The following is a 25,320-nucleotide window of genomic DNA, read 5'->3' as shown; positions in this document are numbered from 1 at the left end:
TTTAAACTAAAAAAGTACTTTAAATCAAAAAAGAAAGGGAGTTAATGATTATGAATATACATCACATTCGTAATGCAACAGCAATTGTAGAATATGCTGGCAAAAAGTTTTTGATTGATCCAATGTTAGCGGAAAAAGAAACTATGCCGCCTTTTGGAACTGGTGTTGGTTTACCCCCAGCACTAAGAGAAGACCAAAATAATCCTTTAGTAAGCTTACCGACATCCATCGATAATATTATATCTAATATTAATGCTGTAATTATCCCCCATCTGCATCCTGACCACTGGGATGATGCTGCAAGAAAAGCGTTGCCAAAAGAAATAAAAATATTTGCCCAAAATGATGACGATGCGACAGAAATTCGAAACGCTGGTTTCATAAATGTGGAGGTCTTACAAGAGAATACAGTGTTTGAAGCTATTCAATTGATTAAAACAAAAGGCGAGCATGGTAGAGGCGAAATCTTAAAGCATGCTGGTGAAGTGTGTGGCGTTGTCTTCAAACACTCAAATGAGAAAACACTATATTTTACTGGTGATACAGTATGGTATGAAGGAGTTCAGGAAACCATCGATGAACAAAAACCGGAAATCATTGTGGCCAATGCAGGAAATAATCAATTCCTTGTGGGTGGTTCTCTTATCATGGGGAAAGAAGATTTATATGAAGTGTACAAGGCTGCCCCTGATACAAAAATTATTGCTGTTCACATGGAAGCTGTAAACCATTGGGGACTTTCCAGAGATGAATTAAAAAGCTTTATTAACGAAAAAGGAATCTCCTCTAATGTGACAGTGCCTGATGATGGAGAATCTTATTCATTTTAAGATCCAAACCGTCGTAAGAAATTTAATTTTAAGGAGATTATCGCTAAGTCAGTTGAATCAAACAGAGACTTAGTTCGCCGTTTGTTTAAAACAATAGAATAAGAGAATTATGATGCATTTATTAAAACTATAGTTGCTGAAGACCATTTAGTAGCAGTCTGTTTTATATTCGAAGGCACTCATACGGACACCCTATTTTTCGGTGTGTTCCTGCCACAGGAAATAAGGTTAGATTCCCTCTCATGATACTTCTGATAATTTCTTAAGGTGAAATTATTGAAAAAGATCTCAAACGTAAATGACATTCTTCCGCTAAAGGCTTAACCAATAAAGATAAATTAATATGTGTTCGGTCAGAGACCCTTAAGGGGGTCTCTTTTTTATTCATAAAGGGTTATTCGCCCACCAAGAATATTCATATCTGTTCTAAACGTACACCATATAATTGCTATCCCTTGTTAATGTACTCGTTTGCTGAACAAGGATAGTTTGACATTTAATATTAATAACTTTTATTTCTTACTGAATCCCATGGTACTTCCTCACCATCTATATCTACTGCTTTAACAATCTCTATATCATTTAAATCTGATTCTGGATAAAGCTTATACCATATTGGTGGGAATCTAGTTGAATCAATAATATTTGCGTGCGCTTCTTTCATATTTTTCCTTAACACAATTGACTCCACATCAGAATCATAAACAACGCCCCAGTATCCAGAGAAGTCCTCAGAGCTTAGGCCATTCCAAGAATAGGGAGAATATGCTCCAGGATGCAATTCTATTGATGCTTCACCTGACATGTTTTCTACTCTCCAATTACCATTCCATTTTTTCTTAATCAGAAACGCATTAATAGAATCAAGACTTTTGTTTAATGTAAATACTAAATAAAAATCCTCCTTTACTTGGATCTTCTCAATTAAATCCCCTTGATTACTGACTTGATTTTGATCGCTTGATGTGTATTGAAAGATTGATTCTTCTATTGTTTCTCCGGTAACGTCCGTGCCAGTAAACCCATATCCTTCTGTCCAGTACCATCCCACTATTCCCAAAACGATAATAACAAAAAGAGCAATCATTTTTTTTATCACAAGACTCTCCTTTCCGGGTATTATCATTTAAATTGACTATGATTACTGTTAAAAAATGCCTATCAGTTTATTATACAATTTGATAGGCATCTTGGCTTGCACTTTTAAATTTCTGTAATAGGATAAAGACCCCTTTAAACTAATCATATACACTCATCGTTGGTTGTCTCCCTGCTTACTCACCTAATTACATTTTACTTACCAGTCGCTCCATTAATTCCTGAGCTTTTATAACTTTCTCGCCGCCTCCCTGGGCAACGGAAGCATTTCCTCCGCCTTTTCCGTTTATGTCAGGTAACACTTGCTTAATCAAATCGTTCATATTAATCGCCACAGCTTCACCCCGAGCACACACGAGTTGGAGTTTGTCCGGATTTTCGTTAACAAGCATCACTAGTACCTCGCTTGATTTATCGGCGATAGTTTTCGCGAGCGATTGTAACTCAGGCATTGGCCGGTTGGAAAAAATGGCCTTGATGATTTTCTGATCTCGATGAATCTCTTCCTGGTCCAAGAGTTTGTCAGCCTCATATTCGATCAGCTCAAATTTCAGCTCACTGATTATTTTTTCCAGCTCTTTATTTTGTCGCAACACATTAGCTGCAGAGTTGTTTAACTCTTCCTGCGGTGCATTCAATGTATCGGTAAGTCCCTGGACAATCTGATGTTTCGCTCCAAGTTGCTTCAGCACCCTGCTTCCACACACAAAATAAACCCGTATCTTATTCTTCTTCTGTTTCTCCCAATGTAATATCTTAATCGAGCTTACTTGCCCGGTTGAATCAGGATGCGTGCCGCCACACCCGTTATAGTCAAACTCAGGAATAATAACCAGGCGAATATTCTCGGAGACGGATAAATCCTTCCGCAAATGGTACTGTCCAAGCTCCTCCTTGGTCACCCATTTTGTGTCAATCGGTCTGTTTTCGAGAATTATTTCATTCGCCGTATTCTCCACTTGCTTCATTTCTTCTTTAGTTAAGCCTTTAACCTCGAGATCAATCGAGCAAGTTTCTTTTCCCAGGTGAAAACTGACAGTCTTGTAGCCTAAATTGTCCTCGAATGCAGCCGAAAGAATGTGTTGCCCTGCATGCTGCTGCATATGATCAAACCGCCGCTCCCAGTCTATTTCACCTGTATATTCGTTATGTATTCCAAGAGGCTCCGCAGTATAATGGCGTACTTCTCCTTCAACTTCCTCGACATTAAGAACATTTACCCCATTTATTGTTCCCATATCATGCGGCTGTCCACCACCCGTTGGATAAAATGCTGTCTGATCAAGAACCACATAGGAACGACCCTCTTCATCTGTACCGCTTCGTACTGACTTTGCGCTAAATGAACGTATGTATTGATTCTGGTAAAATAATTTTTCAGTTGCCATGTGTGATTCTCCTTTATGTCCCTTTTGCTACTAAGTTTTTCTTAATTGTATTATTTACTCATCAACCAGCGCCCCTTGATTTACATAACGAATAACCTTTCTCACCTCCGCGCTAACTCGTTCTCTTCCCTTTTTACTAAGGAACCAGTTATCCTTCCTGGTGATACTATCATCAGCCGCGCATAGGCTGAATTCAATCCATTCGGGCATATATGTTTTAAGCGTCAAATTAAGTCTTCTCATATGATAGGAGGTTGTAACCACCAGTAATCTTTTAAGGTTATATAAATGGAACGACCGGTCCAATACCATCAGGGATGCAAGTACATTTTCCAGCGTATGTAACGATTGATCCTCCACTAAAATATCTTCTTCCGGAATTCCCAGTTCGATTGCTTTATTCTTTAAAAGTATTGCCTCCGGAAGTTCACTTCCATCCCACTTCATCCCGCCCGAAAACAATATCTTCCTGGCGCGCCTCTGCTTATAAAGCTCTACCGCCTTAGGCAACCGGTACTGGACAGCTTTACTGCTCCCTGCGACAAAAATGCAATCCCCTGATTGCAGATCGTCCTCGATTCCTGTAAATAACAGGTTTGTCATTTGCTTATCTGTTAGTTTCTCAGCGCCCAGTTCTGATATATACACGTTCCACCTCCATATATACTTTTCAAGATATATTGAGCTAAGTTTATCATAAGTATATTTATCCACAAAAAACAAGAGATACCAACCCAATTTGGATTGATTCTTCATTTGGCATTTAGTTTACGTATGAAGCGGCAGTAAATTCTTTGAAAAAAACCCTATAACATTTTAAATAGTAACCTTTGTATTTAGGATTCTTACTTTGAAATATTCTGGGACAAGCGCGCCTGAATGTTGAAAATCATCATAACTTAAAAATTGTTATAAAAGTAGGTAAGTCCTTCATCAACTAGCGAAATCAACCCGTTGAGTATTATCGCCGGTCCTTCGTAAGCAATCGCTACTCAAAACAAAAATAAGGATAAGGCGATCCATCTCTCGATGATCACCTTATCCTTATTCTAAATTTATCTTTTACGAATTATATTGGATAGATGAGCTAACTTCGATGCCTGCTTCAATATCATTAGTGTTCTCATCTGTTTCTTCTGTACCCTCTTCAGCAGGTTCTTCTTCCTCTTCAACTGTTTCTTGAACTTCTTCTACTGGAGTAAGCAAACTAAGACTACTTTGAAGTGTGTATACTTCATTCCGTGCCTCTTCTATCTCCTCTTCTATTTCTAATGCTTCTAAGGATTGAGGATCAAGCTTATTATTGGTTAGACCAGATAATTCGTTTTCTACACCATCTAATCTATTATTTAGCGAATTGAGGTCTCCCTCAATAGAATTAATTTCTCCTTTAGTAAGTTCACCATTTTCCAATGTTGTAGAAATCATTTGTGCTTCTTCATTTATGGAAGTTAGTTTCTGGTCGATTGCTGCTTCAATATCAGCAATGTTCTCATCTACCTCTTCCTCTGTTTCTTCTGTACCATCTTCAGTAGGTTCTTCTATGTTATCTTCTTCCTCTTCAACTGTTTCTTGATCTTCTTTTACTGGAGCAAGCAAACTAAGACTGCTTTGAAGTGTATATACTTCATTCCGTGCCTCTTCTATCTCCTCTTCTATTTCTAATGCTTCTGAGGATTGAGGATCAAGCTTATTATTGGTTAGACCAGATAATTCGTTTTCGACGCCATCTAATCTATTAATCAATGAATTGAGGTCTCCCTGAGTAGAATTAATTTCTCCTTTAGTAAGCTCGCCATTTTCCAATGTAGTAGAAACCATTTGTACTTCTTCATTTATGGATGTTAGTTTTTCATCAATCTTCTCTATTTTTTCAATGGTTTTTTGGTCCTTGAAAATAGTTGCTTTTACTTCCACTTGTGAATTTTGATGTATTTTCACCTCGGTTTTATCATTTTTTTCTTCTGCTTGTGTCTCCCCAGCATTAACCCCTACTGTTAGTCCGAGCACTAAAGTTGGTGCAGTAATCCACATAATCTTTTTCTTCATAAATCGCTACCTCCTATAGTAGATTGTTTAATTTTGGTACAATCATCTCTTACCTTTAATTGGCAGGTTCTAAACTGAATTCAGCTATTTAAATTTCTTTTAACATTAACTTTAAGAAAACGAAATATGTCTATTTCATTCTTCTTGATTCAAAGAAAGGATAACGCCTTAAATAAAGGCGTCGGATGAAAAGACTATAATTAAATGAAAAATTATTTTACGGATATATTACAATACTTAATATTGGAATACATAAACAAATTAAAAACCTTCCTTATTGGAAGATTTTTTCCTAAGTATCTTGTGCCACTTATTTTGAAGTTATTATTTACTTGCAACATTATGTAACCATTCTGTATAGATTCGCGCAAAAAATGACAGTATACAAATACGGAGGTGAATATAGTTGCCTAGAAAAAGTAAGTCCCCACAAGACACAGTCAAGTACAGCATATGGGAGACAAGAACGGATAAAAGTCAGCGTCAGTCCATCGAAAACTCTCCAATAATTAACGAGGAGAGCTCCCCCGGTTCCAGGAAAGAACAAGATAATAAAGATTAATGTAATACTGCTTCAAATTAGGAAAATCCTTAATTAATTTTATTTTACTTTTAAATCTTTTTCGAAGTCGTCTTCTCGGTAATAAGACTCTTTATCCCGCTTGAGTACTGAGATAGAAAAAATTAACGATGCAATCAGCATGACAAGAGCCATAGTAACAATAGTGATCCGTAGTGAAACAAGATCTGCTGTAATCCCGATTGCTAGTATAAATATTACTTGTAGAGCACTTTGTATTAACTGGTAAATGCTTGTTACCCTTCCCATCACTTCAACTGGGACATTGTTTTGGTAGAAAGTCATAATTCCTGCATTCAAAATCACATTAAAGAATCCCAGAATTACAAACCCAACCACAATTGATGAAAAAGACCAAGAAAATGAGTAAATAACGTAACCAATTGTCATCATAATTAGTCCAATTGAAATCATGTATCTGAGTGAAAATTTATTAGAAAAAATCGACAGTAAAATAGCACCGATTACAGAACCGATTCCAGTAATACTAATCAACAAGCTATACTCAAATTCAGAAAGGCCTATTACTTTTTGAGTAAAAACCACTTCTTGTGCATCCATTGCAAAACTAAAAATCATAACCAATACAAAACCAAGATAAATAAAAGATACATATTTGTTGTCCGACATGAATTTCCGAACGACAGTAAAGTCCTGCCTCACTTGTGAAACATTAAGCTTCGGAATTGTTTTTTTATCAATATTCTCTTTTTCAGGAAGAAATAATAATAAAATTGCTGATATCACAAAGAATAACGCATTCAGCCATAAAGTTATTTCAACAGAAGTCAGAAGTATTAATGAACCACCGATTGCAGGACCAATAATAAACGCTCCTGAAACAGCAAATGAAAGAATTGAGTTGAACCGTTTTCTCTTTTCTTTTGGCACAAGTATCGCAACGTAAGTCGTTGATGCTGGATTGAAAAAAGCATTTGCTACGCTTAAGACAACGAGAATCCCGTATATTACCACCATGTTTGGTGCGAATGGGATTAAGCAAATAAAAATTCCTCTAATTATGTACGTTACTTGCATTACTTTTCTCTTACTACGGTAATCAATGAAGCTTCCTGTCCAAAGCTTTGTTAAAATATTGGTTAATGGCCCAATAATCCAAAGCCCTGCAACCGCTGTTGCTGAACCTGTAAGTTGATATACAATGATATTAATCGCTACTATGTAAATAAAATTCCCGATGCTTGAAATTCCAATCGAGGACAATAATAAGACTGAATCTTTCCAACCACTAATATTCCTACGCATACGCTATCTCCCTATATGTATTTCCTTCTATCTCCTGCATAGTATAATTATTCCATACTTCAATACTAACATTATATTCCAAAATTATTTAATTTTTTATACAATAAAAAGACGATCAATTTGATGATCGCCTTTTTCGACTCTTAGAATTGCCAATGCCTCTATTACTCTAGTTTAATCCTTTCTTTCCCCTCTTCCTAAACACCGCATAAAAGAAAAGACCATTCAAGACCGTCAGCCCAACAAATCCTATAAACACATTACTATAGGCTACTGCACTTCCCTCGGCAATCGAGAATGGGTTCAATCGGAAATCATGATTATAGTCCAGAATCTTACCAAGAATGGCACTTCCGAATGCACCGGCCATGAAATTGACTAGGTTATATATCCCCATTCCAACCCCTGTTTCATGATCAGGCAGAACTTCTGATATCAGATCAGCAGTCGATGTCTGTACAAACGGAAATGCTACAAAGCTAGTAATAATTACAATACTGACAATCCAGGCAGGACTTCCTACGAAGGTTGAAATCAACCCGAAACCTACAATCATGAGCCCGAATGCAATATACAGCACCAGCTTACTTCCCTTTCTTTCCGTAAGAGATCCAACCAGCCTTCCTACAACCGCAGCAATCATCGCTCCCGGGAAAAGCACAAACCCGATATATAACGGCGTCAGGCCATTTACTTCATTCAACATTAGCGGGATAACAAACATCTGCCCCATCATCGTAACAATCGCAAAGAACCCTGCGATAATCGTAGTCCGGTAGGGTACATTTTTAAACAAGTCCGGGCGGATAAACGGTATATCGCTCGTCTTAATCCGCCAAAAGAATATCCCAAAAAACACAATGCTGACACCAAGGCACCACCATTGGACCAAGGTAATAAAGAGAATAAGTGTCGCCACCGCGATCGCGATAAATACAGCGCCCGGTATATCTACCTTCCCTTCCTGCTTTTTCTCTTCCGGCATCCAAACACGGAAAAACGGAATAGTGAACAGCACAAGGGCCGAGATAAGGAATAAATATTGCCAATTCAGCGCCCCCGTTACAAATCCGCCAACTACCGGTCCGATCCCGGACGAAAATGCCATTGTACTGGAAATAATTCCGAGTACCTTACCCCGCTCCCCAGGAAAATAGCGCGACGGAACAATAAACGCCAGCGCCAGAATGGAAGATGCTCCTGTTGCCTGCACCATCCGGGCAATCACCACCGTGAGAAAATTAGGCGCAAAAAATCCAAAAATAGAACCTACCGCAAACAAACTCAGTCCTACGGTAAGCAATGTTTTCAGCGGATATATATCAGCCAGTTTCCCGTACATCAGTGCCCCAATCGCATACAGAATTATATATCCTGTCACCACCCAGCTGACCTGGGAAGGCAGCAGCGAAAAATAGTCAGCGATTGCAGGTACGGCAATCATGAACATGGTTCCATTCATCACCGAAAATAATAGTACCGAACACATCAGGAAGATTATTTTCTTTCGTTCAGATCTTGTTAATTTATGTGAAAAGTGTGATTCTGCTTTAGTCACTTCTATCAATCTCCCTTATTCGTGTCTAGCAATTATTTCAGGATATTTTATGTTTTATAAGAAAATTAATCAGGTTAGTGTTCGTTTCATTTGATGACTTACCTAGCCAGATTAAATGCCCCCATGCCTCCAGCATACAAAGTTCAGAGGTTGGAATGTTTTCATACGCATGAGTTGCGTGTTCTACTGACACAGAGCTATCATTTTTGCTTTGCATAATAAGCGTGGGGGATGAAATCGATTGTAAATCTTCAGTAGTAATCTCATCAACTTGTTCCAAATCGATAAAGAATCCATGACCCGATCTTTGGCGGTTATTCATTCTTCTTATTGCTTCCACATCATTAGTATCTATTTCCCCCCTTGCTTCAGCATGTTTTAGCGTACTGAATGATGGAAACATCAGCTTAAAAGTCATGAACGGAAATAAATTACTTATTGTAGAAATTAACGACCAGGTAGCCTTTTCAATGTTCGGGTGGAATAAAAGTTTTCCAGCTTTATATTCTACATCCTTGGGGGTAAGCCACTCCTTCGTAACCGCTGACTGCAAGGTAAGTGTTTTTACATATTCTGGATAGAGAGTAGCAAAATAAATCCCACTGGGTCCTCCAGCGGAGATTGCAATAACATGAACTTTATCAATATGTAAATGGTTTAACAATTTTATATAATGCTCGCATGCAGTCTGAAGATTTTCCCCGATTTCCTTGGAGGTATTCCCATATCCCGGCCGTGATGGAGTAATAATGGAATAACCCCTTTTAATCAGAAAATCATAGCCAAATTCTTCATAACAATTGGAATGACCTCCGTGCATGACAAGAACGGGTTCCCCCTCCCCAACAATCGAATATTCAAGTGAATTACCATTAATCTCCATATCCCCAAGTAATCTTTCCAAAAATGGCCACCCCTATTTCCTAGAATTGAAATCAGACAGTTACATATGCTTAGCATACATAAGATAGCTAATGAATTTCCAGTATGGCGATTGGGACATTAAGCCTCTCCCACCCGAGCGTTTCCAGAATTAACTTTGACATTATCATAAAAATACTGTAAATTAAACAATAAACGAACATTTAATTTAATTAATTAAAAATAATTCGCTTTTAGGAGTGAAACCGATGGAAAACGTATTTGATTATGAAGATATACAGCTTATTCCCGCAAAATGTGTAGTAAAAAGTCGTTCGGAGTGTGATACTTCCATGACGCTCGGTGGCCATTCATTTAAGTTGCCTGTGGTACCTGCAAACATGCAAACAGTAATAGATGAAAATATTGCTACCTACCTGGCAGAGAACAACTACTTTTACATCATGCACCGTTTTGAGCCGGCTACTCGAATGGATTTTGTTAAAAAAATGAAAGAACGCGGCTTGCTCGCTTCGATCAGTGCAGGGGTAAAAGGTGAGGAATATGAATTCGTACAACAACTGGCAAACGAGAAGCTCTCACCAGAATTCATTACTATCGATATTGCTCATGGACATTCAGACTCCGTAATCTCTATGATCAAGCATATCAAACAGCACTTACCAGAGAGCTTTGTAATCGCTGGTAATGTTGGTACACCGGAAGCAGTCCGGGAGCTTGAGAACGCCGGCGCAGACGCTACTAAGGTTGGAATTGGCCCTGGAAAGGTATGTATTACCAAAATTAAGACCGGATTCGGAACCGGCGGCTGGCAGCTCGCTGCCTTACGCTGGTGTGCAAAAGCTGCAAGCAAACCGATTATTGCTGATGGAGGAATCCGCACACCCGGGGATATCGCGAAATCAATTCGCTTTGGCGCCACGATGGTTATGATCGGCTCTCTATTTGCCGGGCACGAAGAATCCCCTGGTCAAACGGTTGAGAAAGACGGAAAGCTATTAAAAGAATACTTTGGATCCGCATCGGAATTCCAAAAAGGCGAACGTAAAAACGTGGAAGGGAAGAAAATGCACGTGGAACATAAGGGTTCGTTGCAGGATACGCTTACCGAAATGGAACAGGATCTGCAATCTGCCATCTCGTATGCAGGAGGAAACAAACTGGAAGCGATCCGGAACGTGGATTATGCCATTGTGAAGAACTCCATTTTTAATGGGGATAAAGTGTTTTAATTATAACGCTAAGATATACCAATCTCCGGAGATCAATTTTCAATGATCTCCGGAGATTTTTTACGGTAATATAGTAAGGTTATTCTGATTAAACCCGCTGCAGCTGTCCCAGGTAGTCATCAAGACATCTGTAGTGGGAATCGGTTCCTTCCACAACACCCATGTCAACAATTTTCTTCAGAGCCTCTTCTGACTCAAATTGTGACCGACTAATGAGTTTGGTCTTTCCACCTTCTTCAACAAAATCCATTGTGCAGTAAGTTTCCGGCATACCGTCGGCTCTATTACCTTCTTCATCCGAGAAAACATCAATGTAAACAATTTTTTCCGGTTTATTGATTTCCTTATAAAATGTTATGCCCCATGATTCCTGACCATAAAAATCTCCTTGATCTTTATCAATGCAACGCATACAATAATGCCAAATACCTTCTGGCTTAAACTCAAATTGACGGGTTTCGGTTTCCCATCCTTCTGGTCCCCACCATTTATCCAAGTGTTCTGCCTCTGAAAACATTTTAAATACGAGGTCCCGTGGTGCATCAAACACCCGCTCCATCACCAAGTCTCGGCCTTCTTTTCTGTGCTTCATTTTACTTTCAGACATTTAATTTCCTCCTTCAAATTTTTTATAGCACAAAATACAATGAAACCCCTTTCATTTATTGATTTTAAAAAATAACATCACAGCTCTTTAGCGGTGCTGCTATTTCTTACTCTCCATCTTCCTTCTCCTGCAGTTTCGCCAGATAATCGTCCAATCGGTCGAATCTCTCCTCCCAGAGCTGGCGATAAGATTTCAACCAGTCATCTAACTTCATGAAGGGCTGAGGTCGCAACCTATAAATTCTTCGGTTAGCTACCGGTTCTACTTCAACCAGCCCCGCTTCACTAAGTATACGGAGGTGCTTGGAAACCTGAGGCTGACGAAGCTGAAGTTGTTCGGCGACTTCCCCCACAGTGCGCGGTCCGTCACGCAATAATTCAATGATGTTTAAACGATTAGATTCAGCTAGAGCACTCATGATCTTTTCCATATTTTAAATATACCCGAACAGGAATATTCCTGTCAAGGAATATTTAGAAAATTTTTATATTCTATGCTCGACATTTACTTTTTAATTGCTGAGTCGTTATAATTTATCACGATCCTCCAACCGCTCCACCGCTCGCTCCAGCAGAATTGTTCCGTTTAATAATCATATTGACTCCCATCACTACTGCTATAAGTTCCTCATTTGATAACCCGGAAGAATTATTGCTTAACTCAAATGCCGGCGATCGAAAAAACCCATTAACACGTTTAAAAGTTGCAACCAACTCTTCATTGGTATTTAGAATGTCATAGTCCCTTGATAAGGCCTCCGATCTAATTTTGAAGTCTCCATGCAGATAGGAATGGTAGACAAACTTCTTTGAGAAAAAGGCAAAACGCTGTTTAAGTTTACCGACCTCCTGGTCATCCTGATCCTTCACGACCCAACTGCGGGACAGGAAAGGAAAAGAAGCTTTCATCACTACATTTCCTTCTGTATTCAGAATATCTACACTTGATGAAAATGCACTTTTCAAATCAAGCGACCCGATATTTTCTTGATCGCCATTAAAAATTTCTGTTTTCCCAGCAGAAAAGAAATTATCTGTAAAATAAATTGATTCCTCCATAGTATCCCCTCTCTGGCGTTGTTACTACTATATACGAAATACCATATACTTAAGTTTCACTGCTTCCTTTTTTTAAAAAAACACGACCACCCCAGAGGAGCGGCCGCGTCCAAATTCTTTATTTTAGGCTTATTTCAATGCTTTCCGTACCGAAGAATCCGGTCTGACAGTGAAGAACCGAGCCTTCTAGCTTAAGATCCTTTGGTACTTCGAAGACAACCTTACCTGATTTGCTTAGACCTGGATTGATTTGTGTCAGGAAGAAGTCACCCATATTATCACCCATCGCCATCATGACCGCACCGTCAGTGATCGGCTCGTAAGTTGTTCCGTCTGATGACTTGATCTTAAAATAGCTGGAATCGACAGTGAGTGGTTCCTTTTGATCATTTTTAACAGCCACATCAAGGATGACAAACTTGCCACTCGTTGTGGCGTTCTCAACAAACTCATTTCCGCTGTCAATTTCGCTGGTTGTTTTCACATTTTCAACTTTAAAGCCAACGTCTGCAACAGTTGCGGTCTCACCTACACTAGCCTTTTTCACATTTTCCGTCTCGCTTTTATCGTTCTCTTGCTGGTTGTTGTCCGAAGTCTGTTCCTGATCCGCTTTTCCACTGTTTCCCGATGCAGTATCCGGTGAGTCATCCCCACCAGAAAATAAAGCTATAACAATACCTAGAACAACAAGTGCCCCAATAGCAGTTAAACATCCTGTAAATAATTTTTTCATTCCAATTCCCCCTTAATAGTATGATTTCATGCTACCAGGTATGGTGCACAAATAAATGCACACCCTAAGCGTGAATTATGAAGAATCTCTCTCCCAACGAATATTTTGTAAGTTTATATACGTATGAAAGGACTTCGGTGTGGAATCTGACAATACATAAATTAGTCTATCAATCGAAAAACATTATAGGAGTTGAAATGTAAAAGTGTATTTATTTTCCACTAAGGGAAAGGATAATAACCAAGTTTTTGCCATAAGGAGGAAAATTTAAATGGATGAAATTAAAGTAGGCGAGGTTTTTACAATCACCGATGAGTCAGATGAAGAACATTCAGTTGAAGTATTGTCCAAGGTCACTCTGGAAAATACTGATTATATTGCTGTCAGCTTCGTCCAGGACATTGAGGAAGAAAGCGAAGATGATATCGATATCTTTTTCCTTAAAATAGACAAAGATGGCGACTTATCAGCAATTGAGTCAGATGAGGAATTCGACCGAGTATCAGAAGCATATGACGCTATTTTAGAAGAGGATTAGCAACGAATAAAGAAATAGGCTATTGAAAAGCCATCTAAGTCCCCACTTAGATGGCTTTTAACTTTTTGCTTCTAGTTCCTTTTTACATGTTTGCTTTCAAAAGATAGTTAACTTATCCTATTGTCTCCATATATCAAACTTGATACGCTAGAATCGAAGGAAAATTTAAAACCTTCAAAAGACTATTTGTTAACTCCATGAAAATAACAGTTGCTTATTTAAAAAAGGAGGAGAACAATTTGACAAATCGAAAGAGCGTTTGGTTTGAGGAGACTGGAAGAAAATTAGACCCTGGTCTGGTGCAACAATTATGGAACAACCGAAAGGCAGACCCCAGCGAAACCAGCACAAATGAAATTCCGGTAATTCTCTATTTAAGGAGAAACTGTAATGCCGATTTAAAAGAAGATCTCAGTAATACATGCAATTCCGAACCCCACAATAAGCTTGAAACAGATCTCCCAATCATCCATGGGATGAAAGGCCATTTAACACCAGGGATGATCAAACAAATCAAAGATCATGACGCGGTTGATCGTATTTTTTATGATCGGGAAGCGACCTCTTTTCTGGACATTGCCCGCGATCAGGTTGGCGCTGCAGAGGTTCAAAAGGAACTCGGTTTAACCGGAAAAGGTGTAACGATTGCGGTGATCGATACAGGGATTCACCCGCATGAAGACCTGACAAGCCCATCCAACAGAATTATCGCTTTTCATGATTTTGTAAGTGGAAAAGAAGACCCCTATGATGATAACGGGCACGGAACCCATTGTGCCGGCGATGCCGCTGGTAATGGCCATCTATCCGATGGGAAATATATCGGTTCAGCACCAGAGGCCTCTGTTATTGGATTGAAAGTATTAGATGAAAATGGCAGCGGCAGATTATCGACTATCATTGAAGGGCTGGATTGGTGTATCAACCATAAGGATGAACACCAAATCCGAGTCGTTTCCCTTTCACTCGGAGCTTTGGCATTTGAATCTTTCCGGGATGACCCACTATCAATAGCTGTACAGGAAGCATGGCAAAATGGCATCGTGGTATGTGCCGCAGCCGGAAACAGCGGTCCATATCCATTCACAATCAGCACTCCAGCTATCAACCCATTCATTATCACAGTTGGTTCTGTCAATGACCAAAACACTCTGGAACGAGCCGATGATGTCATAGCAAACTACTCAAGCCGAGGACCTTCCATAGACTTTTTCGTGAAGCCGGATGTCTATGCGCCTGGCACCAATATCATTGCTCCTTTGGCACCGGGGTCGTCACTGGAAAAACAACTTCCGGAAATGATTGTTGATGAGGATTATATTCAATTATCCGGCACATCAATGGCAACACCAATCAGTGCAGGACTGGTAGCACTTATGCTGGAAGCTAACCCAAACCTAAGCCCAAATGATGTCAAAGCTATCTTAAAAGCAACTTCAGAGCCTACCCTCGATGACACCTGGGGAAATATTCAAGGGGTAGCCGCTGTTGAAATGGCTAAAAATTATCAAGAAAAGACTCCTTTGGAAGCGGGTCAGGATGGATAAAATGCAATAAGGAATCAGAGTTTTTTGCTCTGATTCCTTTCCCTACTCTTACGGAAAAGAAGTATTGAGAGAAACAAGGATAGACACAAGTATCTTCCAACTAATCCTTAAAATGATAACTTTATTTTGTAGCTTTCTCCAGCACTTGTAAATTTTTTTTCATAATAGAAATGTAATCCTCGTTCTGTTTAATATCCTCATCTGTCAGCACAGACAAGTTATGAATATACAATGCCTCTGCGTTAATATGCTCCTGAATGATTTTCGATACCTTGTCAGTAATGTTTTGCTCAAAAATCACATACTCAAGTTTGTGCTTCCTCGCAGTATCAACAATGTTGGTTAATTCTTTCTGTGATGGTTCTTCACTTGACGAGAGGCCACTTGTGGCAATCTGTTCAATTCCGTATCGTGCTTCCCAGTAGCCATACGCCGCGTGAGAAACAAGCATCTCTAGATGTTCGTTATCCTTCAATGTTTCTGTAAACTGTTTATCCAACGCAAGTAAATCTTTTTTCAGTTCTTGATAGTTTTGCGTGAATACCTCTTTATTTTCCGGCTGCAAATCAATTAAATTTTTCTTTATAATTTCTGCAACTTTAATCATACGCATTGGGTCCAGCCAAATATGGGGATCTTTATCACCATGATGAAGGTCGTCGTGAGAATCCCCTGTGTGATCCGCTTCCCCATGCTCTGCATCTTCATCTCCATGTTTGTTTTCCTCATCCTCATGATCTTCACCCTCATGTTCATGAGAATGTGAACCCTGCTCTTCGTCATCGCTGTGTTGCTCTCCATCTACAAGAAAAAGCTCCTCATGTTTACCAATTTCTATTAACTTTACATCCTGGTCTGACAGCGCATTCGCCATGCTTTCCGAAAAGCCTTCCATGCTCTCCCCCATATACACAAATGCATCACTCTCGGCTATCGCGGCCATTTCCTTTGAGGCTGGTTGGTATGTATGCGCATCCGCCCCAGATGGAAATACTGATTTAGCCATTATAGCATCCTCGCCAATTCGCTCAACCGCATATTGAATTGGATATACTGTTGTAAAAATCTTTATCTTTGAATTTCCACTGGTGGAAGAATCCTGTTTTGCAGATACGCAGCCCACTGCAATCATCCCCACTAAAATTATCATAAGCAATATCTTAAATCTCCCCATTTCTTTTCCCCTCTCCAATTGGTTTGTGAGCAAGAAGATTATATCGTAATGATTACGATTTGTAAATAGGAATGATTACGATTTATTTTTATAACTATGTATGTTCCATTTCAGTACCAAAAGATAAAATTTTCATAAGACCAATGAAGTTATATACAATTATCAGGTATATTCATTGCAATACCAATTACCGAAGGGGATCGGATCACATATTAGAAAGAAATCCAAATCTTAAACCAAAAGAAGTGAAAGCTATCTTAAGGGCCACTTAACAACCCGCCCTGGATAACAGTTGCGGGGATTATTTAAGAGAAGCTACTGGCGATGGTCAAGAATTATCAGGTAAAAACTCCTCTCAAAGCGGGTCAGGAGGGGTAAACATACAGCGAGAAATCAGAGTTATTATGCTCTGATTCCTGTTCCTATCCTGCTTAATGTTGAACTCCCAACGATATATAAACAATCTCAGAAACTGGCGCTTATCCAGATAAAGGATTAGCGCTTTCTTTCATAAAAGGGCCAGTTTCTTGAATAACACTTAATAAGGTAATTAGATATTAATGTTAGAATATAACGAGAATTTATGAAATAATTTATGTGGTTAATAAATAAGCAAAAAAAGAAAAGGAGGATTGAAAATGGAAGTAAAATATCCAATTGGGGAATTACAGGTTCCTGAAAATGTCACCTTAGAAAATATTCAAGAATGGCTAAAGGAAATCGACATTTACACGGATCGATTAAGAGAAACTGTTGACTCATTAAGTGATGAGGAATTAAGTAGAACATATCGTGATGGCAGTTGGACAGTTCGTCAACTTGTTCATCACATTGCAGATTCTCAATTGAACATGTATCAACGTTTGAAGCTGGCCTTAACAGATGAGAATCCAACAGTACCAGCTTTTGACCAAGAAAAGTGGGCTATTCAACCGGATACAGAACATCCTATAGAAAGTTCTGTTAAAATGCTAGAAGGTTTAAATGAGCGCATCGTATCTTTAGGAAACAGTTTAACTGAAAAGCAATTAAATCGTGCTTTTATTCACCAGAATAACGGTAAAATAACAGTTGCAACAAAAATTGCAAAATTAGCTTGGCACGAAGAGCATCACCTAGCCCATATAAAAATCGCATTATCAAATTAATACAACATTTAGAATGGGCTTATCGAAGTTCGATAAGCCCATTACCTGATGCCGTTAATTCGTAAATACATTATGGTTAATGGTAAATCTAGTCACAATCGCTGACAACCACCAGCTTCAGTTCATTTTATTTTCAACTTATTTACCTCCGTTTTTACCCTTCCGATAGAATCCCTCCATCTCCTCTTCAGGAACAAGACCACCGCCTGTCGCCCAGGCAATATGTGTCACATTTGCGGAATTGATGGAGTGATCCTTCATGTAATCCGATTGCGCAATTACACCTGGTCCTACAAGTCCTGCCGTAGCTGAAGGTTCAAGATAAATCTTTTCATTATCAGCCAGTAAGGTAAGCAATTGAAATAAAGTTGGATCTTCGACTGTATAGATTCCGCTTACCAATTGATCACTAATAGATGACGCAAACTGCGACGGCCTTCCTACCGCTAGACCATCTGCTTCAGTTTTGGTATCAAGACCGAAATCCTGGACAGAAACTTTTTCCATCTCTCCCGTTACCAAGCCAATTAATACTGCTGGCGAATGTACTGGTTCGACAAAGAAGCAATGAACGGAATCTCCAAAAACTTGTTTTAATCCGAATGTAATGCCGCCTGGTGCCCCACCTACCCCACAGGGAAGGTAAACAAACAATGGGTTTTCAGGGTTCACTTTAATATCTTTTTCGTCAAGTTGCTTTTTCAAGCGGAGTGCAGCTGTGCTGTAGCCAAGAAATAAATGCTTGGAACTCTCGTCATCAACGAAATATCCTTTTGGATCCGCTATTGTCTTCTCCCTTCCAGCAGTAATAGCCTCACTAAAGTCTCCTTCAAACTCATAAACGTTGACTCCCTTGTCACGAAGAAGATTCTTTTTCCATTGTTTTGCATCACGGGACATATAGACAGATACAGTAAACCCAAGCTTTGCAGACATGATTCCAATGCTTAAGCCTAAGTTTCCTGTTGAGCCAACCCCAATACTGTATTGCTGGAAGAATGATTTAAATTCCGGACTCGAAAAGACCTCATAGTTCTCATCCTTAGTGATTAATCCAGCCTCGATTGCCAGTGTCTCTGCATGATGTAAAACTTCATAGAAACCACCTCTGGCTTTAATCGATCCAGCAATTGACAGTTCATTGTCACATTTTAAATAAGAGTCCCCATCAATTTGAGAAGAATACTTTTCTCTCATTGCATCTTTCATATTAGCAATATTTGCTAGAGGGGATTCGATGATTCCACCTGTCTCCAACGTTTCAGGGAATTCCTTCTTCAAAAATGGAGCGAATCGTTGCCAAAGCTGTTCAGCCTCATTGATGCTTTGCATATTTAAAGATGTTGCATTAAGTTCACTTGCTGATTTCAGGTTTGGATTCAACCATAAAATTGGTTGCTTCTCAATAATCTTTTTTAGAATTGGTGATTGTTTTTGATAAGTTTCTATATCATTTTGAGAAAAAATTTCCCTCGCCCCCTTTTATAAATAAGTGTGCTTATTATTCTATATATTTATTCTAAAGTCTTAGGCATGGAAATTACTAATAATAAGGCTGCGTTTTTAACTGTTTGCGGCTGGTCACCTCCCACAGTGTCAATGAATTTACATACATTTTTGATGCATGTAGCCCCTTCCGTTGGAGAAATAAGAGAGAGGTACCCTAGAAAGGCCCTCTCCATTTTCATTACTTCAGAATATCAGGTAGGTACTGCCTTCAACCTTAGATGACATATCTTTCCGGTCCTTTAAATACTTCCCTTACATGCCAATCCAAATAGGAATTATGAGGGGTGTAAACTGTTTCGATTGGCTTCCTTACCATCTGACCATGAAAGCTCAAAAGCATTTCTTTAAAGCCTTGGGTGCCATGTGCATCTTGGGATACAATCATCCTTCTATCTTTTGATATGGTGAATACTCCCCTATCAAATAACTTATGGTGGAGTGAGCACAAAGCTAATCCATTCTCTTCCTCGTCTGGACCACCTGCTTGGTGCCATTTAATGTGTGCGGCTTCCACTCCAACCAATGTATGAGCTAATCGAACGTTAAACCCGCAGATTGCACAACTATATCCGTATGCCCTAAGGATTCTCTCTCTGAAATAAGGATTGCGTTTCCTTTTCCTATAAAAATTGAAATCCAGACCAACAGATTCAATAATATCTTCATGGATAGTTTCCGGGAAATGCTTATCTAATATTAGATGTGCAATTTCCTGAAATAATTGTTGATTTGCTTTTAAATGGTCAAAAACTTCTTCAGTAAAACCCCCAGCAACATTATTGGCAAGTAAGAGCTTGTTACTTGGATTTCTATAGTTTACTTCCGCGTTTAATTCCCAAATGCCGTCATTCTTTAATCGAACAAAAGGCTCCTCCGGATGATAGGATTTCCTAACGGGACCATATTCTCTTAGGAGTTCTATTAACTTTTCCCTTACAAATCCGTACTCCAAAAACCTTGAATTATTGGACTGGATTTGAACAAGAGCAAGTAAAATCAATAGTGGCTTATGCGGTGCTCGTTGATCCCCTTTTTTCCATATAGTTAGACTGTCTATTTTCTCTTTTAATTCGGGTATATTCATTTACCTACACCACACTAGCTTTTAATTTTTCCTCATAACTAGAGGATTAGCTTCATTTAGCTATATTGATGTTCTTTTGAAAAGGGACTTAAATTCATAAACAGTTCCTTTAACTGATTCTCGTCAATATCATTTTTAAGCAAATACTCAAGCAAATCTTCTTGGCGTGCTTGTCCAAGACTTAATCTATATAAAGCCAAGATTTTCATAAGTCTATTGTATTTAGCACCATCCCGGCTGAGTGGATACAATGGAAATATTCTTTCAATATTAATTTCTTGATTCCCAGCCAGTGACCAGAACGGAACCAATTCTGAAGTTTCTGCATCCCTTTCCATTTGGTTGGCTGCTGCAAACATTTCCTGCCATACATTTTCTTTAAAGGTGATTTTGCCGTATTTGTTAGCGATATTTTGTCTGATGTTATGACCTTTATAACGATTGATTCTGCCATCACGCTGCTCCAAGTCAATTGGATTAGAAGGAAGATTCCAATGCATGATTTTACGGCAATAATAATGGAAATCTAATCCTTCTTGCCCTATCGAGGTGGTGGATAAGACAAATGGACGGAATGGAGAGTTAAAGGATAGCCTAATATTTTCTTTCCGGTTAAGTGTGTTATCTTCATTCCGAGTATCGTAAAAACCAACTGCATAATTTGTTCTTAATTTAATATACTGATTACCTTTTTTCTTAGCATTAGAGATGCGGCTTTTAAATGTCTTATACGTATCGACATTGTAACTAGCAGTGTGTGTATTTAAAGTTTTGATCATAGTCTTAATTAGTTGCTTATTTCTCCCATGTAGTTCGACCTTATTTAATCCGCCTTCTTCCAGCAACATATGCGCATACTCGTCAAGCATGGCCTGAATATTTCCATCAACACTATATTTAAGAATATTTTTCCAATGGGCACGGTGTTCCTTTTCACCATATTCTAACTCGATAATTGAAGTCGCTTCCTGGGTATTAAAGCGATCCATAATCGTCTTCGCTAAAAAAACTGCATAAGGGAATTCTCTATCATCCGGATTCTCAAATAACCTTAATACGCAAACTGCGGGAGAAGCTAAGACCATATTGGTTAATACATCCAATAAATCATCTGGTTGTTTCCCAAGCACAAGTCTTTCCTCATTATGGAAGATTTTTCTTAGCTCCTCAAAATGTTTCTCAAGTGCTACTTTGTCATGTGTACCAGTATCTTCTTCGTTATCATTTATAGTTGATAGTAAACTATCCTTATTAAACCATTCTTGAACTGATTCCTCATTTTTGTCCATCATTAATGGGGCAATATAATACCACCGTTCATCCTGCCTAGAAAAATTCTCACTTGATTCATACGTTATTTTATTTAGCAGTAATTGAAGGTTGTATTTAATATCCTTCTTGATGTCTTGCAGCGTAAGGTTTCTGTTCAAAGTTTCAATTGGATTGAACAATTTGGACAAGGTAACAGAAGGATACATTAAAGTTAAATGATTCATGTTAGCCGGAATATTATCCTTCATAGCAAAAGTTATCCGTGGTTGTGGAAAACGTCTTGGATGGAAGTATTTGTGAACCTTCGAACGTCGTTTCTTAGGAATTCTCTTAACCAATTCTCCTACTGTTAACCGTTCCGCATCATAAGATAAAAGTGTCGCAATCGCACGTGGAACCATCTCCCAGGCTGAAAATACTAAGACCTTTGAAAACCGCTCTTGTTCGAAGAAGGCCCCACCAAATTCATAATATGGCAAGGATGGTGGTATCCACATTAACCGTTCCGCACCTTTTGGAAATGCCACCTCTTTTAACTTTCTTAATCTAGCATTGGTCTCCCTCAATTTTCCGTATTTATCGATAGACTTTTTATCGACCCACAAATGAGGATCATTAGTTAACTCATTAGGATTTTCCATGAAATTTCGTGCTATCTTCTGCTTCAACTTATAACGGTCCATGAACGACATCAGAAACGGAGCCGATTTCACGTATTCCGCCGGCACCTTATCCTTCAACCCTATATTTCTTAGGAGCTCATCCATTTTAATATAAGATAAAACATCATCCTCGGATATTTCTAGAGGTTTCTCATCAAGAGAAGCTTCTGAAATTTCGTTTGAACCCTTTTCTAATATACGCTCGGTTCTTGCAATGCCTTTATAGAGACTATTTTCTGCCTCATGCTTTTTTGCAATTACCATAGCAAAGTCTTGTTCGGTTATTTGACTTAACGCATAGGAAAAGTTTCCCCAAACTTTTTTAAAGTGCTTATTATGCTGGGGTTCTTTCTCAAAAAGAAAATCCGTAACTTGCATGAACTCCTTATAATGCTCATCGCTACCAGTCTCGGTAATTTCTTCGAGTGTTGAATAAGGCTTATATGGAGTAGCGGATAACAATAATATCTTTACATCATTCGCATCGGCCTTGGGACTATTAAAAAATTTACTGGCAAGCATAGCTGTTTCACTTTCTCCATCAGCATTAATAAGTTCCGGAAATCTTTGAAATTCATCCATTATTACAAGGTCGGCATCAATCAGGTCAACACTTATTTCGGCCATTATTTTTCGTAGCTTTTGAATAACCTTTGCTGCACCATTAACTCGCTTCCCAAGCTCCCATTCTTGCTCAATAACATTACACACTTTAATAACGTCATCAAGTAGAGATGGATTTTGTTTAAAAGAGTCATCCACTTTCTCTAACATGACTTTTAAATATTGACCATCACTCTTTAGGTTACAAACTTCAACCCTATCTCCGTATACCTGCTTCCAATACTCCCAACTTCCAGTGGCTTTATCGACCATTAACTTATCTAATTCATTCAGATAAGGATTTAAAGGTGTATATTTATTTAGCACCGAGAATATCAAAGCTCGTTCTAATACACTCCCGCATCCCACTGTCATATCAAAAGACGTTGAAGGGGTCAGCGGGATAAGTTGGATGTAGTTTTCCTTAATCTCAGGATCAAAGGTGTCCTCAAAGATTTTAATATGCTGCATTGATAAACGTGTATCTGACATTCCGGCTAATGTAACACGTTGATCAATTTTCAATTTTGAAATGTTTTGACCTGCAATATTGGCGTTAGAACAGACATATACAACCTTAAATAAATCATCATGTAAGCGTTCTTCATGATACCTCGCTATCTTGGCTATTACTCCTCTTGCTACCATAGTCTTTCCAAGTCCTACCTCATCAGCTACCAATACACGTGAGTATTCGTTCGTAAACAAATGATGTACTCGTTCCACTGTTGCTCTTTGGAAGTCTTTCAAACCAGAGAGAATCTCCTCTTCTTTTTGCACTAAGTCAATCATCTTTTCACCTTCTTTGCTGCACTAATGAAAGTTTGATATAAATGTTGGAATTCTGTTGGGATGATGTCTTCGTTTTCAATAATACGTATTATGTTGTCTACATCCTCAAGTTTTTCCGGTGATTGAGCGGCTGTTTTAAGCATATTTTCATAAAGTGCTGGATAATCCCCTGTATCCATACCCCACTTCCCGGTACCTAGATTTTTTTGTTCAAGGTTTTCCAACATGGATAGTAAGAAATCATCTGATAATAAAAAGGCAACATATTTTAGAAAAGTATGCGAGTCTTTAATGATTGAACGAAAAATCTCTTTCTGACGTTCCTCGGGGATTCCATTGGTTTTAACCTTGATAACTCTTTGGACCTTTTCCCCGTCCTTTGTTGCCGTTATTTTATAAAAATTTCCTAATTCTAATAAGCTAATGTTCTCAAATAGGGTGTCTTGCTGAAGTGGCAGCTCTTTTGAACTCAACAGCGGACCAATCGTAAAGTCACAACCTTCAGGAATATCATCAAAGGTTACTTGTAAAGAATAATTATCATTTTCTTTTATAACAAATGCACTCCGTTGTATCCTACAAAGCTGCTTTATCCCTTTTTGTAATTGATTAGTTAAGTCAGATTCAGTCTCTTCTTGTTCCGGAATGATTTCAATTCTTTCAAAAGGATTTTCTTCATCTCCGAACATATCCTCTAAAAGATCTGTAATCCTGAAGCCGTGCTTTTTATATTTTAGCTTCAATAAAAACTCTACATTTCCGCTAAATGCGTTCCTTGAGCTGTTGGCTGATCCAATGAAAATATGATGTTCGTTATATTTTGTTCTGGCATATAGCTTGGCATGGATATCCTGAAGCTCAGTTATTTCACCTTCATCAATGTCGCCACTAATTGCACTTTCCCCATCGATAATTGAATCCTTCAAAGTGAACACTTCAAAATCCAAAAGCATTTCTTCCGTAAGCTTGTGTAATTCTGTTTTTCTTGTAATCAATACTTTTTTGGCGTTGCTTAAGGCAAGTTCATTTAATTCAGAAATAATGACTTCACTGATAAAGGGTGATATTACTATCAGCTGATGGTATTTCTCAAATATACCTATCTCCGCTTTCTCGTAATCTGTAATTCCAAGAGGACAGAAATCAAAATCAGGAATATGTTTATTTGCTGGGTCAAAATGTATGTAATCTAGTTCTGAAATAATTTGCTTGATTTGCTCTTTCTTCTCATTTTCCCCTGTGAAATTAACCAGATAACGGAAGAACTCAACTAAAGGTTCATTCTTAGATGTTTTAGTATCACCCTTCTTCCCCTCAAGCGCTACCGCGATATCCCAGCTTCGATCAAATGTTAAGTTACGTGATAGCACAAGCAATCGAAATAGTACCTCGTTGTCATTATTCTTATACTTAATAAGCCATACTTTCGGGTGAAAAGATTTATTATTTTCCAGGGCTACTTCAAAGACACTGTCTTCCATCATAGCGAAGATTGAATTTTGGTTTTGTGGTATTTTAATCTGTCCTGCTTCACAAAAGATTGCAAATTTATCTGCACCTCGTCGTAACCCTTCCAGAACATATATAGGATCATCTTGAAAGGTTTGGTCCATCTCCTCTGACAAGCTTAGTGCTAAAGGAACACCAACAAGTGCCTCTAAGTCCAATGAATACGTTGTTCCGATTGCAAATTCAACCTCGAAGCCTGAC

21 protein-coding genes are annotated in these 25,320 nt (G+C 38.5%); 5 read left to right on the top strand and 16 right to left on the bottom strand.

Annotated elements, in window-relative coordinates; all coding sequences use genetic code 11:
• The first annotated feature begins 50 nt into the window (after positions 1-50).
• Positions 51-830 (top strand): MBL fold metallo-hydrolase, encoded by a 780-nt coding sequence (locus tag ACFO3D_RS16345; protein ID WP_390298559.1) that lies wholly within the window; start codon positions 51-53, stop codon positions 828-830.
• Between the two features lie 502 nt (positions 831-1,332).
• Here ACFO3D_RS16345 and ACFO3D_RS16340 read toward each other — a convergent pair.
• From ACFO3D_RS16340 to ACFO3D_RS16310, 7 genes are all read right to left on the bottom strand, one after another.
• The gene (locus tag ACFO3D_RS16340) at positions 1,333-1,929 is read right to left on the bottom strand and encodes a hypothetical protein (protein WP_390298555.1); all 597 of its coding nucleotides are present in this window, start codon (positions 1,927-1,929) and stop codon (positions 1,333-1,335) included.
• Positions 1,930-2,116: 187 nt separating this feature from the next.
• Positions 2,117-3,316: an alanyl-tRNA editing protein gene (locus ACFO3D_RS16335; protein WP_390298552.1), complete on the bottom strand. Its 1,200-nt coding sequence runs from the start codon at positions 3,314-3,316 to the stop codon at positions 2,117-2,119.
• Between the two features lie 54 nt (positions 3,317-3,370).
• Positions 3,371-3,964 (bottom strand): YdcF family protein, encoded by a 594-nt coding sequence (locus tag ACFO3D_RS16330; protein WP_390298549.1) that lies wholly within the window; start codon positions 3,962-3,964, stop codon positions 3,371-3,373.
• A 414-nt stretch (positions 3,965-4,378) separates the two neighbouring features.
• Positions 4,379-5,365, bottom strand: coding sequence for a hypothetical protein (locus tag ACFO3D_RS16325; protein ID WP_390298546.1), 987 nt, complete (start codon positions 5,363-5,365; stop codon positions 4,379-4,381).
• 601 nt (positions 5,366-5,966) lie between these two features.
• Positions 5,967-7,211, bottom strand: a complete 1,245-nt coding sequence (locus tag ACFO3D_RS16320) for an MFS transporter (protein WP_390298543.1) — start codon at positions 7,209-7,211, stop codon at positions 5,967-5,969.
• 169 nt (positions 7,212-7,380) lie between these two features.
• Complete coding sequence (locus ACFO3D_RS16315) at positions 7,381-8,769, bottom strand: MFS transporter (protein ID WP_390298540.1); 1,389 nt, start codon at positions 8,767-8,769, stop codon at positions 7,381-7,383.
• Between the two features lie 37 nt (positions 8,770-8,806).
• Positions 8,807-9,673 (bottom strand): alpha/beta fold hydrolase, encoded by an 867-nt coding sequence (locus ACFO3D_RS16310; RefSeq protein WP_390298537.1) that lies wholly within the window; start codon positions 9,671-9,673, stop codon positions 8,807-8,809.
• Between the two features lie 226 nt (positions 9,674-9,899).
• Here ACFO3D_RS16310 and guaC point away from each other — a divergent pair, with 226 nt between their 5' ends.
• The gene (gene guaC / locus ACFO3D_RS16305; protein WP_390298534.1) at positions 9,900-10,883 is read left to right on the top strand and encodes a GMP reductase; all 984 of its coding nucleotides are present in this window, start codon (positions 9,900-9,902) and stop codon (positions 10,881-10,883) included.
• Between the two features lie 88 nt (positions 10,884-10,971).
• Here guaC and ACFO3D_RS16300 read toward each other — a convergent pair whose 3' ends face one another.
• From ACFO3D_RS16300 to ACFO3D_RS16285, 4 genes are all read right to left on the bottom strand, one after another.
• Positions 10,972-11,490 (bottom strand): SRPBCC family protein, encoded by a 519-nt coding sequence (locus ACFO3D_RS16300; RefSeq protein WP_390298531.1) that lies wholly within the window; start codon positions 11,488-11,490, stop codon positions 10,972-10,974.
• Positions 11,491-11,596: 106 nt separating this feature from the next.
• Positions 11,597-11,908, bottom strand: a complete 312-nt coding sequence (locus ACFO3D_RS16295; protein WP_390298528.1) for an ArsR/SmtB family transcription factor — start codon at positions 11,906-11,908, stop codon at positions 11,597-11,599.
• Between the two features lie 118 nt (positions 11,909-12,026).
• Positions 12,027-12,548, bottom strand: a complete 522-nt coding sequence (locus ACFO3D_RS16290) for an LURP-one-related family protein (RefSeq protein ID WP_390298525.1) — start codon at positions 12,546-12,548, stop codon at positions 12,027-12,029.
• A gap of 118 nt (positions 12,549-12,666) precedes the next feature.
• On the bottom strand, positions 12,667-13,281 hold the full coding sequence (locus tag ACFO3D_RS16285; RefSeq protein ID WP_390298522.1) for a DUF4352 domain-containing protein: 615 nt from the start codon (positions 13,279-13,281) through the stop codon (positions 12,667-12,669).
• A gap of 271 nt (positions 13,282-13,552) precedes the next feature.
• On the opposite strand from ACFO3D_RS16285, the gene ACFO3D_RS16280 reads away from it, so the two are divergent.
• The gene (locus ACFO3D_RS16280) at positions 13,553-13,819 is read left to right on the top strand and encodes a DUF1292 domain-containing protein (protein ID WP_390298519.1); all 267 of its coding nucleotides are present in this window, start codon (positions 13,553-13,555) and stop codon (positions 13,817-13,819) included.
• A gap of 239 nt (positions 13,820-14,058) precedes the next feature.
• Complete coding sequence (locus ACFO3D_RS16275) at positions 14,059-15,366, top strand: S8 family peptidase (RefSeq protein ID WP_390298516.1); 1,308 nt, start codon at positions 14,059-14,061, stop codon at positions 15,364-15,366.
• Between the two features lie 121 nt (positions 15,367-15,487).
• Here ACFO3D_RS16275 and ACFO3D_RS16270 read toward each other — a convergent pair whose 3' ends face one another.
• A complete protein-coding gene (locus tag ACFO3D_RS16270; RefSeq protein WP_390298513.1) occupies positions 15,488-16,540 on the bottom strand; it encodes a metal ABC transporter solute-binding protein, Zn/Mn family in 1,053 nt (350 codons plus the stop codon).
• Positions 16,541-17,178: 638 nt separating this feature from the next.
• Here ACFO3D_RS16270 and ACFO3D_RS16265 point away from each other — a divergent pair.
• A complete protein-coding gene (locus tag ACFO3D_RS16265) occupies positions 17,179-17,688 on the top strand; it encodes a YfiT family bacillithiol transferase (RefSeq protein WP_390298510.1) in 510 nt (169 codons plus the stop codon).
• Between the two features lie 138 nt (positions 17,689-17,826).
• Here ACFO3D_RS16265 and ACFO3D_RS16260 read toward each other — a convergent pair whose 3' ends face one another.
• From ACFO3D_RS16260 to ACFO3D_RS16245, 4 genes are all read right to left on the bottom strand, one after another.
• Positions 17,827-19,155 carry a D-serine ammonia-lyase gene (locus ACFO3D_RS16260; protein WP_390298857.1) on the bottom strand — a complete coding sequence of 443 codons (1,329 nt, stop codon included), beginning with the start codon at positions 19,153-19,155 and terminating at the stop codon, positions 17,827-17,829.
• Between the two features lie 256 nt (positions 19,156-19,411).
• Positions 19,412-20,281: a phosphorothioated DNA-binding restriction endonuclease gene (locus ACFO3D_RS16255; protein WP_390298507.1), complete on the bottom strand. Its 870-nt coding sequence runs from the start codon at positions 20,279-20,281 to the stop codon at positions 19,412-19,414.
• 56 nt (positions 20,282-20,337) lie between these two features.
• Positions 20,338-23,610: a helicase C-terminal domain-containing protein gene (locus ACFO3D_RS16250; RefSeq protein ID WP_390298504.1), complete on the bottom strand. Its 3,273-nt coding sequence runs from the start codon at positions 23,608-23,610 to the stop codon at positions 20,338-20,340.
• Complete coding sequence (locus ACFO3D_RS16245) at positions 23,607-25,277, bottom strand: phospholipase D family protein (protein WP_390298501.1); 1,671 nt, start codon at positions 25,275-25,277, stop codon at positions 23,607-23,609. Before ACFO3D_RS16245 ends, ACFO3D_RS16250 begins: the two co-directional genes overlap by 4 nt.
• Positions 25,278-25,320: the final 43 nt, after the last annotated feature.

The sequence above is a fragment of the Virgibacillus kekensis genome, from assembly GCF_042654125.1.
GTDB classification, from domain to species: Bacteria; Bacillota; Bacilli; order Bacillales; family Amphibacillaceae; genus Lentibacillus; species Lentibacillus kekensis.
This window is presented reverse-complemented; position numbering and strand designations above follow the sequence as displayed.

Excerpts from the sequence above, each read along its gene's own strand:
- ACFO3D_RS16345 (WP_390298559.1), top strand. The coding sequence starts at position 51 with ATGAATATACATCACATTCGTAATGCAACAGCAATTGTAGAATATGCT.
- ACFO3D_RS16335 (WP_390298552.1), bottom strand. The coding sequence starts at position 3,316 with ATGGCAACTGAAAAATTATTTTACCAGAATCAATACATACGTTCATTT.
- ACFO3D_RS16325 (WP_390298546.1), bottom strand. The coding sequence starts at position 5,365 with ATGAAGAAAAAGATTATGTGGATTACTGCACCAACTTTAGTGCTCGGA.
- ACFO3D_RS16320 (WP_390298543.1), bottom strand. The coding sequence starts at position 7,211 with ATGCGTAGGAATATTAGTGGTTGGAAAGATTCAGTCTTATTATTGTCC.
- guaC (WP_390298534.1), top strand. The coding sequence starts at position 9,900 with ATGGAAAACGTATTTGATTATGAAGATATACAGCTTATTCCCGCAAAA.
- ACFO3D_RS16300 (WP_390298531.1), bottom strand. The coding sequence starts at position 11,490 with ATGTCTGAAAGTAAAATGAAGCACAGAAAAGAAGGCCGAGACTTGGTG.
- ACFO3D_RS16295 (WP_390298528.1), bottom strand. The coding sequence starts at position 11,908 with ATGAGTGCTCTAGCTGAATCTAATCGTTTAAACATCATTGAATTATTG.
- ACFO3D_RS16290 (WP_390298525.1), bottom strand. The coding sequence starts at position 12,548 with ATGGAGGAATCAATTTATTTTACAGATAATTTCTTTTCTGCTGGGAAA.
- ACFO3D_RS16285 (WP_390298522.1), bottom strand. The coding sequence starts at position 13,281 with ATGAAAAAATTATTTACAGGATGTTTAACTGCTATTGGGGCACTTGTT.
- ACFO3D_RS16280 (WP_390298519.1), top strand. The coding sequence starts at position 13,553 with ATGGATGAAATTAAAGTAGGCGAGGTTTTTACAATCACCGATGAGTCA.
- ACFO3D_RS16270 (WP_390298513.1), bottom strand. The coding sequence starts at position 16,540 with ATGGGGAGATTTAAGATATTGCTTATGATAATTTTAGTGGGGATGATT.
- ACFO3D_RS16265 (WP_390298510.1), top strand. The coding sequence starts at position 17,179 with ATGGAAGTAAAATATCCAATTGGGGAATTACAGGTTCCTGAAAATGTC.
- ACFO3D_RS16255 (WP_390298507.1), bottom strand. The coding sequence starts at position 20,281 with ATGAATATACCCGAATTAAAAGAGAAAATAGACAGTCTAACTATATGG.
- ACFO3D_RS16250 (WP_390298504.1), bottom strand. The coding sequence starts at position 23,610 with ATGATTGACTTAGTGCAAAAAGAAGAGGAGATTCTCTCTGGTTTGAAA.